The following is a 14,394-nucleotide window of genomic DNA, read 5'->3' on the forward strand; positions in this document are numbered from 1 at the left end:
CTGCCCGGCTGGTCGGCGCCCGCGCTGAACAGACCGCTCAGCGTGCCCTGCCATACCGCGTTGTTCGTGTTGTAGGCACTGTCGCCATCGATGCCGGTGATGTCCGACGTGTCCTGGTTGCCGCCGCTCAGCGCTTCTTCTTCCACGTAACCCTGCGCTATGCCGGTCGTCTGCGACGGGATGTCGTTCTCGACATCAATGAAAAACTGCCTCTCCTGCTCGAACGCCACCGTGTCGCCGTCCGCGTCGGTCGCTTGCAGGATACCGGTGAAATCGATCGTCAGCAAACCATCGTCACCCGATGCGTCAGAATGGTCGAGCTGGTCGTTGAGATGGAAATCCCATTCGCCGTTCTTGTAGACGTCAAGCGTAAAGACCTCGCGTTCGGGAGTACCTGCAACATACCCGGCAAGCCTCTGCCCGATAACCGTCACGCCGTCCAGCGCGAGCATATCGGTAACCCGATAACTCAGATCCTGATCGGCTGACTTCAGCTCACCAAGCACCGCGGCTATTTCGCTGCTTTCGGTCGAGGAAAACCCGAACGTCGGAGGATCGTCGGCGCCAACTGTTACAAGCGTCGTGAGCGGTTCGCCCGATCCGCCTCGTCCAATGCTCGCAGCAGTCGAAGATTCGCCCTCGTCGCCGTCGGGATTGCCGTCCGAAAGCTCTCCTGCAGACGTTGAAAGCGCATCTTCCCAGACCTTGCCGGATACATCGCTCTCTGTGACAATCGGAGTGTCATCATAAACAGTAACGGTGAACGTACCCGTAAGGGTATCACCGCTCTGATCTTTAACCAAAAAGCTGAATTCGATCGGAATAGTCACCCCTTCGCCTTGCAATGGATCGTGGTCAAGCTGGTCGAAGAGTTCGAACCTGTAGGACTGGCCTCCGTTCCGGTCGTTCGGGTTGAGAATATCAACGGTAAAAATCGTGGCGCCTTTATCGGTGGAGGCTACAAGTGTATGGCCGTCGTTGCTGATCTCATAAACAAGCTGCTGTCCGTCAGAATAGAGAACCGGAAGCGAAGCGGTTTCAAAAAAAGTGGTATCGAGAGATTCCCCGGCATAGACGACGCCGAGAGAACCTGTAACCTGTACAAGCTCCTGATCGGGATCCGTGCCGGTTGAACCGGAAGTCTCAACGTGTTCTTCGCGGACCTCCCGGTCTTCAGGCACGCCGATTTTGGGAACGGTATTTCGGATACGTTTATCGGAAATGAATTCGGGGTAGATTCTCTTCGCCTCTTCGCGCTCCAGAGGCTCGATAGGGCTGAATCCCATAACAATGCGGGGATCATGCGTCGCGCGGCCATCAAGGAAGGCGTCGAGCTGTGAGTTACGACCTTCGAGCGAAGGATCGTACCCGCCGGTTAGTGACGTAAACCGGTAAGGGGTTTCGCCCAGCGTTTCGTCGATTCTTTCGACCCGCACAAATCCGTGATGCTGGTCGTCTCCCTGTACTGTTTTTCCGCTATCTTTCCTGTCAGAACCAGAGGTCTCTTCACCGAATACATCGAGCCGGTTGTCATCGGAAAACTGTGCTGCCGAAAGCCTGATGGACTGATTGCCCTCTACGTTCCTGATCGATCCGTTTTCGGCCCTGAGTACCGCCTTCGAACCATTTTCAGCGATTACGATATCGCCTTCATAGACTTTATCCCCTCGTTTGAGAAGGCGCCGGGAACCGTCTTCCTGCTGTACGAAAACTTTACCGTCGATGGACGCAACGGATGCGACTGGTGAATTCCCCTGGGTATGCATAATCGTATAAAAGGATATAAATAAGTAATAATAGTGTATACCGACAAACAACAACCTGCACGCGTTGAAATCTGGCGGAATGAAATCAGGAGGATCTTGAAGAGGGGGCGCTGAAGAAACCGTTCGATCCTTCAGTGGGGGAATTATGAGGGAAGGCAGGATAGGAGCAGCGGTCGCAATGACCCGCGCTGCAATAACCGCCCTCAGAAGAATCCGCTGAAATGCCAAAAAACACGATCATCAGATCGACGTTAAAAAGCAAAGCAACAAGAATCATGCCAGAAATACTGCGGCAGCTTGCAGTACTATGACGATACTATCGTGTTTATAGGAATAGCCGGACAAGCTAAACCTCAGGATATGCCGTTCTTTCGTAATCGGCGCAATGGAAAAAATGTCTCATAATAAAACAATACGCATCTCAATCGTATCAATCTGATACAATCACGAGACGCTTATACTACGCAACTAACAGACACTTATATACACCACATAACACATTTTAGTACGTCACACCAGGAAGAACCCCGATTCGCATCGAAAAAAGGCAAATTTTACGTACACTGGGCTGAATCGAACCAGGAAACAGACAGAACAGACAATGCGCATATCACGTAAAATCGAGATCGATTACGGCCACACGCTTCCGAACAGCTTTTCATTCTGCAATCAGCTTCACGGGCATCGCGGCGTCGTTGTCGCAACCGTCGAAGGCCCGGTAATACAGAAAGAAGGAGACGGCGAAGAAGGCATGGTGATGGACTTCAAATTCCTGAAAGATATCATGATCCGCCACATTCACGACGTTCTTGATCATGGCTTTGCCGTCTGGAAGGAAGACCATGAAGATCTGGAATTTATCATGAAGCGCAATACACGGGTACTGATAACCGACGAACCTCCTACCGCCGAATGCCTCGCAAAATGGGCTTTCGACCAGATTCATCACAAACTGCCGGCCGGAGTGCTGCTGAAGGAGGTGACCTGGTATGAAACGCCGAACAACTGGGCGACCTTCAACGGAAAATGAACGTTGTCAATCACCTTGAAAACAAATACTTTTTCGCAATTCGGATAAAAACGGTAAATTTCTTTGTGGATTGAAGGAAAGGATAACCATTCCTGTTTCCATTCCAATCGAACCCCCTAAATACCTGATTGTTGTTTTTTTGCAGTACATAGCCGTCGGCATCAACCCCAAAGCGTTTGCCCGGTCTTTTCTTCTGATGGTTCGGCCGGCCATATCAGTTTTGGATTGCCTTCAGCACATTCGCAAACTGCCGTATAAGGGAAAAGGAGTATCGTATGTGTACCCCCTTATTGTATCACGCCATTGCGAGACATCCGGATAAGGATCTGTCGACCGGAAAACCACGTCCGTCCGGCGGGGCTGAGCGCGACACGAACAGGCATGCATGGCTGCTTCCGGTAAAACGCATGATCCTGCTGCCGTTCCTTCTCGCAAACACAGTTCCGGACATCGTCATGGCAGAAAAAAACGCTGCAGCAGAACAAATCAGGATTCATGGCATAGTGACTGATGGAGGAATCGTCTGTCCATTGCTGACCACCGAAAACGGAGACCGTTTTCCGCTGATGGGTATCAGAAAAAACGAATACCCGAGCGGAACATGGCTCGACCTCACGGGCAGATTTGTCAGGTTTTCTTCATGCCAGCAGGGAGAACGGGCTTTCAGCGTCGAAAAAGTTGAAAGCGCAAACGATTCCGGGAAGCGGGAAAGGTGAGCAATTTGTGCCGCAACCAAAATACCGGAGGACTCAGCTATGGCAGATACGTACAGACCGGGAGATCCGCTGCTGGCAAGCCAGTGGCATTTTTCTATGATCGGCAGGCTCGGGTTCACGACTCCCGGAAACACATCGGGCATTGAACGGATCTGGGCCGACTATACAGGCAGCGGTGTGAAGGTCGGAATATGGGACGACGGCGTCGAGAGCTCCCACTGGGACCTTGCGGATAACTATGATCCCGGCAACCACGTTACCGTAGGAGGAACCCTCAACGACGGTCTGCCCTCAGGAACCGCAAACGGACACGGTACGGCAGTAGCCGGACTCATAGCTGCGGACGATAACGGCACGGGCGGCGTTGGTGTCGCTTTCGATTCCACGCTGACCAGCGTCAGGATATTCGGCGGAGCGGACGACATCAACAGCAACTGGTCGCGCTATATCCTTACACTCAACGCTCTTTCGTCATTCGATATAACCAACCACAGCTACGGCAGTTCCCCGGATTACGATATCCGCGGTGACATAGCAAAATTCCAGGCATCGGCGATAAACGGCCGCAACGGACTTGGAACCGTCAACTTCAAATCAGCAGGCAACAGCAACATCGACGGAAACGGCGACTCCCTCGACGCATCCCGCTTCACGTTTACTGTCGCAGCCGTAGACAGCTCGGGTCAGGCCGCATCCTATTCATCATACGGATCGCATATCCTGCTTTCTGCGCCTGCAGGATCGGTAACGACAGACCTTCCCGGCCTTGACACTGGCTATGACGGATTGCTGAACGGAGACTATACCAACCAGTTCGGCGGAACCTCGGCATCTTCTCCCATTACAGCCGGCGTCGCGGCATTGATGCTCGAAGCTGATCCCGATCTCGGATGGCGTGATATCCGGAAAATCCTGAGTTACTCCGCAACGGGAACGGGAAGCCTCTACACGGGCGTAAAGACAAACGAAAACCATGCATGGAAATGGAACGGCGCAGCCGACTGGAACGGCGGCGGTCTGCACTACAGCGAAGACTACGGCTATGGCGTGGTCAGCGCATTCAACGCCGTCCGTATGGCGGAAGCATGGCAGCTGTTCTACCCTGACGCCGCCGTCTCATCGAATGAAGCCGCAGCGACAACCGGAACCGTATCGATCGGATGGACGATCAACGATCTCTCGACACTATCATACTCCTTCCAGGTCAACCAGGAAATCGATCTTGAGCATATCGATCTGACGGTATCGCTGACGCACAGCTATTATCCCGACCTGAGGATATGGCTCATCTCGCCTGAGGGCACAAGCATGTCGCTTTACAACGGCTCTTCGGGAAACGCCTCGACATCCGATTACGGACTGACATACGCCTTCGGCATCGACGGTCTGCAGGGCGAATCGAGCAAGGGAACCTGGACGCTGCAGATAGAGGATGCCAGCCGCGGAGACTTCGGAACCCTTCACTCCCTTTCTTTCACCGGATACGGTTCGGCGGCAACGGCCGACGACGTCTATCACTATACCGACGAAATCCTTCAGGTGCTCTCGACCAGCGGTCAGTCCCAACGCAAAACCCTTTCGGATACCGACGACGGCAACGACTGGATAAATTGCGCCGCAATGTACCGAAATCTGACGATCAACCTCAATGCCGGGGCATCATCGCTTATCGATGGCAGTATTTTTATCGAGATCGCCCAGGGATCGGAGATCGAACATGCTGTCGGCGGTGACGGAAACGATCTTATCATCGGCAACGGACTCGACAACATCCTTTCCGGAATGCGGGGCAACGACAGGCTCGAAGGAGGAAGCGGCCTCGACACTGCAGTATTCGTCGGAAAACGCGACGATTACGAGGTAACATCCCTCGATGGCGTCACCACCGTAGCGAGCCGCTCCGGAAAATTCGGAACGGACACCCTAATCGGAATGGAACTGATCCGTTTCGACGACGTCACCATAGATGATCCGTCAGCAGGATGGATTCCCTCCGACACCCGCCCACCTTCTCTTACCGGCACGACCCCTGCGGACAACGCCACAGCTGTTGCGACCGATGCCGCAATTACCCTGACCTTCGATGAAGAAGTCAGGGCAGGAACCGGCCGCATAATAATCCAAAGCGCTGCAGGAACCCAATGGAGCGTCTTGCAGGCATCCGATACCTCGCAGGTACGATTTTCCGGCAATACGGTAACGATCGATCCTTCGGCAGACTTCGGAAAAAGCAGTTCGTATTACGTTATCATCGAAGAAAACGCCATAACCGATCTTTACGGAAACAGCTTTGCCGGCCTGAACGATCCGGCACAACTGAACTTCTCGACAATCTCCTCCGTCAACCTCATAACCGGAACAGGCAGCAGCGAAACGCTGCGGGGCACAGCGGCAGATGATCGAATTGAAGGACTTGGCGGAAACGACAAGCTCTACGGCATGGACGGCGACGACCTGCTCGACGGAGGCAAGGGCAGCGACTCAATGTACGGCGGACAGGGAAACGATATCTACATTGTCGACAACACCGGAGACCGTACCTATGAAAACTCAGGCGAAGGCATCGACACCGTTCTCTCGACGCTCTCCTCATGGACGCTTGGCTCACATATCGAAAACCTCGAGTATACCGGAACCGGATCGTTTACCGGAACGGGCAACAGCCTTGACAACATACTCACAGGGGGAACCGGAAACGACAAACTCACAGGAGGAACCGGCAGGGACATCCTCATCGGCAGCGGCGGCGACGACAGGTTCATTTTCAGAACGGTCGCCGAGGCAGGAAAGGGAAACGGACGGGATATCATTTCGGATTTCTCACAGGGCGACAAGATCGACCTCTCAGGCATCGATGCGGACATATACCGGTGGCGGGATCAGGCGTTCAGCTCGGCTATCGTCAGCGCATTCACCGGAGTACGAGGACAGCTCTGCATTACGGCCGAAGGCGGCCACGCTATCGTTTCCGGCGACGTGAACGGCGACCGCATAGCCGATTTCGACATCATGGTACTCGGCGTCAGTACGCTCACGGCAAACGATTTCGTACTGTAAGCATCGATCATGGGGGCACGGCCGGAAGCGTCGCCGTGCCCTTCGGAGTTCACGACCGAAGCCCCTGCTGACGGGATATCCAGTATACCTCTCCTGCCTGCATATGCCTGTCGAACCTGCCGCTGGCATACAATTCGGCGAGCGCCCCGGAGGCAGCGCAACGGTCTCCGGAAAAACGCGAAAACAGAGCGTCAAGCAGTTCCCGCTCCTGAAGCGGGTGGCGGGAGACGATTGCCGATACTGCTGCAAGCAGGTCTTCGGCCCCTTCAAGCGCCATCCTGCCCTTGACCGGATGCATCACTGTAGCGACGGAAGAAAGCACCTCGAAAGCACGCTCGACACTATCCCTGTCCGGCACCGCCACCTGCTCTTCGGTAGCCGGACGGGTCGGCAGCACCAGATGCACCATATCGGGATCAACAAGCCGCAACGCCTCCGCGATGTCGCAAAGAGCTTCGTCCGTATCATTGAGCCCCTTGATCAGCATGACCTCGACCCACAACTTCCCCTTATACTCCTTTCCGAACTGAACCAGACCGTCGAGATGCCGCTCGTAGGTGAACCCCGGCGCCGGACGGTCGATCAGCTCGAACAAGGCGGGCGAACCGGCATTGAAAGAGGGCAGCACGGCATCGGCACCCAGAAGCTCTTCGCGAACCTCACGAAGATGAAAGAGCGACCCGTTGGTGATGACGGCCACAGGAATGTCAGTATGCTTTTTAATATCGGCTATCAGAGCGCCGACTCCCTTGTAGAGCATGGTCTCGCCCGATCCCACCAACGTGATCCAGTCGACAGGCACACCTGACTTCAGAACGGCAAGAATCTCCGCAACGATCTCCTCAAGCGGAAAAAACTCCCGCCGTTCGGTCACATAATGTTTCGTACGACCCAGCTGGCAGTAAATACAGTTCCAGGTACAGCTCTTCATCGGCACCAGGTCCACCCCGAGCGACTGACCCAGCCTTCTTGAAGAGACCGGCCCGTAGACATGCCGGCTTCCGGGCTGTTCCCTTTTCTGGTCGAATGGCATCTCTATACAGAATCCCCGCGCGCTAAAATTTCAGAAATCTTCGTCTTGCTCTCCTTTTCAAACGCTTCTTTTGAAATATGGGGGAGAAGCAGAATCGCAACACTGAAAGCCACGATTTCCATAAAAAATATTGCCGCATAAGCCCAGACATATGCTCCCGAGAGCAAATAGACGACATCACGGACAATGCCGGCACCGAAATGACCGACGAAAATCGCAAGGCTCTGCGCCGTACCCCAAAGGCCTATATAGATACCACTTCGTCCCGCTGTCATAGTCATCATCATTGAAATGTTCGAGACGCTGGCAGCGCCAAGCCCAACCCCGGTAACGACGAGAGCGATTCGCAGAAACTGCTCGTCGCGAAGAAAACCTGCGGCTATCAGCATACCGAAACCTGCGATACCAAAAATATTGCCGATGAGAGCGCCTCGCTTCTGGCCGATCCTGTTGAGCAGGAAACCGACAATCAGCATAAAAACAAGCTGTGTCCCTCCCATGGTCGGCCGGAACAGCTTCGTCGTGGTACCGACAGGCATACCGAAAACATCGCCGCCAAAAGGCTCCATGACAATTTCGTTTGCAAACAGCGCGAAAATGGAGACAAAAACATAGAATGCGAACAGCAACGTTTTCGGCGAAGAAGAAAGAAGCCTGATCGACTGAATAAACGTCATGGAATGCTTTTCCGCACCCGGTTTCACCTCACTGTTGCGTTTCTCGATGCCAAAAACAGCAAAAAGACCGATACAGAGCGCAACAAGACCACCTACCTCTGCCACGAAAATAAGCCGTTCGGGTGTGTAAACGTCAAGATAGGAACCGACTATTCTGCTCGCGACGATCGTGGTAAGTACCATCAGGGTCCAGCTCGCTCCGGTCACCTTGCCGATATGCTCCTCGCCCACTGTATCGGCTATCAGCGCATAATAAGCCGTCGTGGCGACCTGCAGGCCAAAACCGAAAACAAGAAAAATAACCGCCAGTTTCAGGAGTCCGACATCGGTAACGATGGACAACAGCGTATCGGAAAATGTCTTTCCCGCAATGCTCACCTCATAGGCCGCCGCCGGCGAGAACATGAACGAAACCGCGCAGCTCAGAAGGCCGAGCAGAACATAGGGGGTACGCTTAAGACCGAAAATTTGAGACCGATCGGACATATTTCCGGCCCATACCTTGACGCCGAATATGGCCAGCAGTTCCTTGAGACTTATAAGACCGAATACGATAGTCGAAGAGATCCCGAGATCCGTGGTCATCACCCGGTTGAGCGTATCATGCAGAAAACCGAGCATGATGCCGAAACCCATCTGGAACATTGAAAGGCGGATCAGATTCAACGTCTTCATAGAAAGCAATCGGATATGGCTTGTCAAATCGTCGTGAAGCCCACAATTTACATAAATTCCAGTGCCGCACAAGCAATGTTCCAGTGACACCTCTTGTAAATCAAAAGGTTTTTATTTATTCTGAATGACAAAACGATCATCTTGGGGGTGCTGCCTTGTTCCGGAACAGAATAAAAACACCGGAAAGCGGCTGAGATCAAACCCTTTAAACTTGATGCAGGTAATGCTGCCGCAAGAAAAGATGAAGCACTCCCTCTTCGGTCTCACGCTTCTCTTTCCCTTCCGGGCAGTATCGCTTCCATCCTCTCCCGTTATACCTGTTGCCATGACTATCCCTTCGGAAAACATTTTCTGCCCCGAACACCGCATGTACGGAAACGCATCGGAAAAAATCCACATAAAAGGCACGATCCACCCGATAGAGGTCGGCATGAGAAACGTTACGCTCTCAAAAACCTACACCTGCCGGGGCATGGGGTTCTCTTCCATTCCGCTTTACGACACAAGCGGTCCCTATTCGGATCCTGCGGTCGGCATCGACCCGAAACAGGGCATCAAACAGGTACGGGACAGCTGGAATTTTGATACTGACAAAAAAGAGCCCTCTCCTTCGGCCGGCAGCGACTTGTCGCGCACGAACAGAAGAACCCCGCTGCAGGCAAAAAAAGGCGAATCCATAACCCAGCTCGCCTATGCACGCAAGGGGATCATAACGCCGGAAATGGAATATGTCGCGATCCGCGAAAACCAGTCGCTCGAAGAGTGGATCACAAAATTTTCCGTAGGGGGAAAAACATTCAGGCCACTGACCCCGGAATTCGTGCGCGATGAAGTTGCGGCAGGACGAGCCATCATTCCCGCAAACATAAACCACCCGGAACTGGAGCCGATGATCATCGGAAAAAACTTCAGGGTAAAAATCAACGCCAACATCGGCAACTCGGCTCTCGGCTCCTCCATCGAGGAGGAAGTTGAAAAGGCGGTCTGGGCCTGCCGCTGGGGGGCGGATACCGTCATGGACCTCAGCACGGGAGCCAACATCAACCAGACACGCGAATGGATCCTGCGCAACTCTCCGGTACCCATAGGCACCGTGCCCATGTACCATGCGCTTGAAAAAGCCGGGGGCGTGGCAGAGAATCTAACCTGGGAACTCTTCCGCGACACGCTCGTCGAACAGGCCATGCAGGGAGTGGACTACTTCACCATCCATGCAGGAATTCTGCAGGAACATCTGCCCCATGCCGATCGGCGCATTACCGGCATCGTCTCACGAGGAGGTTCTATCATGGCCCGATGGTGCAGGACACACAACAGGGAAAACTTTCTGTTCACGCATTTCGACGAGATCTGCGATATCATGAGAAGCTTCGACATCGCCATTTCTCTCGGCGACGCACTGCGACCCGGCTGCATCGCCGACGCGAACGACGAAGCGCAGTTCGGCGAACTGAAGATACTCGGCGAGTTGACTCTGCGGGCCTGGGAACGAGATGTGCAGGTCATGATCGAGGGACCCGGCCATGTACCCCTCAACCTCGTGGAAGAGAACATGCGAAAACAGCTCGAATGGTGCCACGAAGCCCCCTTCTATACGCTCGGCCCGCTTGCCACTGACATAGCTGCAGGTTACGACCACATCAACTCGGCCATCGGCGGCACGCTCATCGCAGCGCTCGGGTGTTCGATGCTCTGCTACGTCACGCCAAAGGAGCACCTCGGACTGCCGGACCGAAATGACGTTCGCGACGGGGTTGTGGCGCACAGGGTTGCCGCTCACGCCGCCGACATAGCCAAAGGCAGCCCGGCAGCATGGCTCAGGGACGAGCTGATGAGCCGCGCACGCTACTCATTTGCCTGGGAAGACCAGTTCAACCTCTCGATCGACCCGGTAAAAGCAAGAGAACTGCACTCCGAAAGCATGGCCGCCAGCGGCCGCACGGACAAGAACCCGGACTTCTGCACCATGTGCGGCCCCGATTTCTGCTCCATGAAACGCTCGCAGGCAAAGTGAAAACAGGTACCCGCAGTGGTCAGATCTGATAACTGTCCCTGTTGTCCCTGAAAAGAGCCGCTGAAACGAAAAAGGTGCCCTCGCGGGGCACCTTTTTGATTGATCGCTGTATAATCAATTTCAGCAGGCTGCCCGAACGATAGCCGCAAAATCGGCCGCATTAAGGCTTGCGCCGCCGATGAGGCCGCCGTCTATATCCGGCATGGCAAACAGCTCAGCAGCGTTGGAAGGCTTGACGCTTCCTCCGTACTGAATCCTCAAGCAGTCTGCAGCTTCGGTTCCGTAAAGTTCGGCGACCGTCCTGCGTATAAGGGCATGCACCTCCTGCGCCTGCTCCGACGTTGCGGTCTTGCCGGTGCCGATAGCCCATACCGGTTCGTATGCAATCACCAGCTCACCGATCCCGGCAATACCATCAAGTCCGCCCTTTACCTGCCGGGTCACCACGTCGCCGGTAATGCCTCCCTCTCTTTCCTCCAGCGTTTCGCCAACGCAGAGAATGACGTTGAGCCCTTCCTGAAGCGCTTTCCTGACCTTACGATTAACTATCACATCGGTTTCACCGAAAAACTGCCGACGCTCCGAATGGCCTATGATTACGTAACTGCACCCTGCGGCAAGCAGCATCCTTGCAGAAATCTCGCCGGTATACGCGCCGTCATTTTCGAAATGGCAGTTCTGCGCAGCAAGAAAGAGGGACCCCGATTCGATAACCTTACCCGTTTCGGACAGGGCAACGAACGTCGGAGCCACCCCCACCTCGCATCCTGAAAATCCCTCGCCGATTTCGGCAAGAACCGCTGAGGCAAGCTCCTTCGACTCCGCAACGGTAAGGTTCATCTTCCAGTTGCCGGCAACAATGTTTCTGCGTTTCATAGTATTTTAATAATCAGTTTTTACCTCATCGAAGATCCTGTCGATCTCTGAGATAATGAAAGTATGTCTGCCTTTTCGGGCATCCCTGAGTTCGATCTCGCTGCTGCCGACCGAGGTGACTACTCCATGCCACACACGCTGTTCCCTGGTGACGAGATTGACTTCGCGGTTCACGAGCGACTGGTTTCCCCCGATCTCGGCGGAACGGTAGATGATCTGACGTTTACCCATAAGTAAGCGATGGTTTGTTGAACAAGCTCCTGAATATAATAAAAGGCCGGCTTTTACCGCGCCATTTACTCGTAATGCAAAATACCCTGCACTCCGTTAAGGAAATGCAGGGTAAAATTCTATGACTTCTATGACATGTGCGACGAAAAAAAGAAGATCACTTCACGAAAATATCGAGGATCTCGTAATGCAGTTGGCCTTTAGGAACCGTTATCTGCACTTTTTCGCCCACGGTTTTGCCGATCAGCGAACGGCCGACCGGAGAACGGACTGATATCTTGCCGAGATCGGAATCCGCCTCTTCAGACGATACAAGAGTGTATTCGATCACCTCGTCTTCAGCCTGAAGGTTTCTGAGTCTGACCGAAGTCAGGATATACACCTTGTCGGTCTTGATCTGCTTCGGATCGAGAATGGTTGCAGTCGAAAGCTTGTTTTCAAGGTCCGCGATCCGTGCCTCGGTCTGTGACTGCTCCTCTCTTGCCGCATCGTACTCTGCGTTTTCACTCAGGTCACCATGAGAACGTGCTTCGGCTATTTTCTCCAGAACCTCCTTTCTGGTTTGATGAACCAACACATAAAGCTCATCCTTGAGCCTGTTGTATCCATCTCTGGTCAGGTAAATTCTGTCACTCATGATACATGCTTCTAAAAAGTTAGCGGAAATCGACCATCATCGGTTCAGGCGGAACGTGCATGATAAACGACAACAAAAAAAGTAAAGCCAGCGGCCCTGGGCTGACTTTACTTCCTCTCAATGTACAACTCAAAATGATTCAGGACAAGAAACTTTTATGCATTGAATGCGAAATAGACCTTGCTGCCGCGCCGGTCGATCAGGAGAAACACCAGATCACCGCTCTTGATCTTCCGCATGATGGCCAGATACTGGGCATAAGAAGTCATCGCCTGCCTGTTCACGGAGACGATCACGTCTCCGGTACGCAGTCCGGCCCGAAAAGCGTTGCTCGACTGATCGACCGCCGTGACGATCACCTTTCCTGATTCAGGCTTTACCTGGAACTGTCGGGCAAGCTGCGGCGTCATCTCCTGCGACCTGAATCCAAGCTCGTCGGTACTCTCCTGACTTGAAGATGCCGCAGCAGCGACCTGTGCCGGCTGCTCTTCGAGCCTGACATTGAATACCCTGATCTCGCCGTCGCGAAGAATTCTGATCTTGACGACAGAACCGGGCGAGAGAACTGCAATCTCATTGCGAAGTTCGACGCTCGACGTCGATTTCCTGTCATTGAAATCCACAATCACGTCCCCTGTCCTGATACCGGCTTTCGCAGCAGGACTGCCCTCGACGACCGTACCGACCAGAACACCCTGTCCGGCCTGAAGCTGCAGCCCCCTGGCAATATTCTCGTCGATATCCTGAATGCTCACGCCAAGATACCCGCGGGTAACCTTGCCTGTTGTGATGAGCGAGGTGAGCACTTTCTGTGCCATGTTGGACGGCACGGCGAACCCTATCCCCTCGAAACCACCGGTACGGCTTGCAATGGCCGTATTGATGCCGACCAGTTCGCCATTTATGTTCACGAGCGGTCCGCCAGAGTTGCCCGGATTGATGGCCGCATCGGTCTGGATGAAATCCTCATAATCTGCAAGCCCGACATTGGAACGGCCGATGGCGCTCACGATACCCTGGGTAACGGTACGCGCAAGGCTCTCCCCGAGGGGGCTGCCGATCGCGATGACCCACTCGCCCACCCTTAGCCGGTCGCTGTCGCCTATCATGATCGGCTTGAGCCCTTTTGCGTTCACCTTGATCACGGCAAGATCGGTCTTCGGGTCTGTGCCGATGACTTTGGCATCGAGCTTCCTGTTATCCGAAGTACGTACGTAAACGGCATCAGCCTTATCGATAACATGGTTATTTGTGAGAATATATCCATCGGAAGAGACGATCACCCCGGAACCGAGTCCCCGCCGCACCTCCTTGCGCTCGTTGGAGCTGCCGCCTCTCGGCGTACCGAAAAACTCCTCGAAAGGGCTGCGCCCGAAAAACTCGAACGGGCTGATGCTCCTGCGATTGACGGTCTTCTCGGTAAAAATCGTCACCACCGAAGGAGTCGCGGACTCGGCTATCCTCACAAACGCCTCGTTGAAATCCCTGAGCGTCTGGATAGGATAGTTCTCGAAATTATTTTTGGCCGTGGCGTAATTGGGCTTGTTGCTCAAGGCGAGAGGAACGTTCGTGCCGGGAAAAGTAAACTCCATATTGGCAAAAACAAGACCCCCGACAACTATGCCGACAAGCACAAGCAGGAGGGATTTCATACTGATTCGTTTCTTTTTCATGGTAAATTC

At 53.8% G+C, this 14,394-nt stretch carries 11 protein-coding genes, 1 pseudogene and 1 riboswitch; of the genes and pseudogenes, 4 read left to right on the forward strand and 8 right to left on the reverse strand.

The features are described 5' to 3' along the window. Positions 1 to 1,766: pseudogene (locus K4305_RS03680) on the reverse strand (hypothetical protein); the annotation flags it as partial. A 601-nt stretch (positions 1,767 to 2,367) separates the two neighbouring features. Between K4305_RS03680 and K4305_RS03685 the strand changes: the two are divergent. Then, entirely contained in the window at positions 2,368 to 2,796 is a 429-nt protein-coding gene (locus K4305_RS03685) for a 6-pyruvoyl trahydropterin synthase family protein (RefSeq protein ID WP_331561000.1), read from the forward strand. A gap of 6 nt (positions 2,797 to 2,802) precedes the next feature. Here the strand turns inward: K4305_RS03685 and K4305_RS03690 are convergent, their stop codons facing one another. After that, complete coding sequence (locus tag K4305_RS03690) at positions 2,803 to 3,009, reverse strand: hypothetical protein (RefSeq protein WP_331561001.1); 207 nt, start codon at positions 3,007 to 3,009, stop codon at positions 2,803 to 2,805. A 62-nt stretch (positions 3,010 to 3,071) separates the two neighbouring features. On the opposite strand from K4305_RS03690, the gene K4305_RS03695 reads away from it, so the two are divergent. Together K4305_RS03695 and K4305_RS03700 are read left to right on the forward strand one after the other, a co-directional pair. Continuing rightward, positions 3,072 to 3,512: a hypothetical protein gene (locus tag K4305_RS03695; RefSeq protein WP_331561002.1), complete on the forward strand. Its 441-nt coding sequence runs from the start codon at positions 3,072 to 3,074 to the stop codon at positions 3,510 to 3,512. Between the two features lie 39 nt (positions 3,513 to 3,551). Further along, complete coding sequence (locus K4305_RS03700; protein ID WP_331561003.1) at positions 3,552 to 6,569, forward strand: S8 family serine peptidase; 3,018 nt, start codon at positions 3,552 to 3,554, stop codon at positions 6,567 to 6,569. Between the two features lie 49 nt (positions 6,570 to 6,618). Here the strand turns inward: K4305_RS03700 and K4305_RS03705 are convergent, their stop codons facing one another. Then, the gene (locus K4305_RS03705) at positions 6,619 to 7,602 is read right to left on the reverse strand and encodes a radical SAM protein (protein ID WP_331561005.1); all 984 of its coding nucleotides are present in this window, start codon (positions 7,600 to 7,602) and stop codon (positions 6,619 to 6,621) included. 2 nt (positions 7,603 to 7,604) lie between these two features. Next, positions 7,605 to 8,954: a BCD family MFS transporter gene (locus K4305_RS03710; RefSeq protein ID WP_331561007.1), complete on the reverse strand. Its 1,350-nt coding sequence runs from the start codon at positions 8,952 to 8,954 to the stop codon at positions 7,605 to 7,607. Positions 8,955 to 9,087: 133 nt separating this feature from the next. After that, positions 9,088 to 9,209, forward strand: a riboswitch (TPP riboswitch). Between the two features lie 70 nt (positions 9,210 to 9,279). On the opposite strand from K4305_RS03710, the gene thiC reads away from it, so the two are divergent. After that, positions 9,280 to 10,968, forward strand: coding sequence for a phosphomethylpyrimidine synthase ThiC (thiC, locus tag K4305_RS03715; RefSeq protein ID WP_331561054.1), 1,689 nt, complete (start codon positions 9,280 to 9,282; stop codon positions 10,966 to 10,968). A gap of 120 nt (positions 10,969 to 11,088) precedes the next feature. Here thiC and tpiA read toward each other — a convergent pair whose 3' ends face one another. The 4 genes from tpiA to K4305_RS03735 all read right to left on the reverse strand — a co-directional run bounded on the left by tpiA (position 11,089) and on the right by K4305_RS03735 (position 14,385). Beyond that, complete coding sequence (tpiA, locus tag K4305_RS03720) at positions 11,089 to 11,844, reverse strand: triose-phosphate isomerase (protein WP_331561008.1); 756 nt, start codon at positions 11,842 to 11,844, stop codon at positions 11,089 to 11,091. A gap of 6 nt (positions 11,845 to 11,850) precedes the next feature. Continuing rightward, on the reverse strand, positions 11,851 to 12,075 hold the full coding sequence (locus K4305_RS03725; protein ID WP_331561009.1) for a hypothetical protein: 225 nt from the start codon (positions 12,073 to 12,075) through the stop codon (positions 11,851 to 11,853). 157 nt (positions 12,076 to 12,232) lie between these two features. Next, the gene (greA, locus tag K4305_RS03730) at positions 12,233 to 12,712 is read right to left on the reverse strand and encodes a transcription elongation factor GreA (RefSeq protein ID WP_331561010.1); all 480 of its coding nucleotides are present in this window, start codon (positions 12,710 to 12,712) and stop codon (positions 12,233 to 12,235) included. A 155-nt stretch (positions 12,713 to 12,867) separates the two neighbouring features. After that, complete coding sequence (locus K4305_RS03735) at positions 12,868 to 14,385, reverse strand: DegQ family serine endoprotease (RefSeq protein ID WP_331561011.1); 1,518 nt, start codon at positions 14,383 to 14,385, stop codon at positions 12,868 to 12,870. Positions 14,386 to 14,394: the final 9 nt, after the last annotated feature.

Source organism: Chlorobium sp., from assembly GCF_036528655.1.
Lineage (GTDB): Bacteria > Bacteroidota > Chlorobiia > Chlorobiales > Chlorobiaceae > Chlorobium.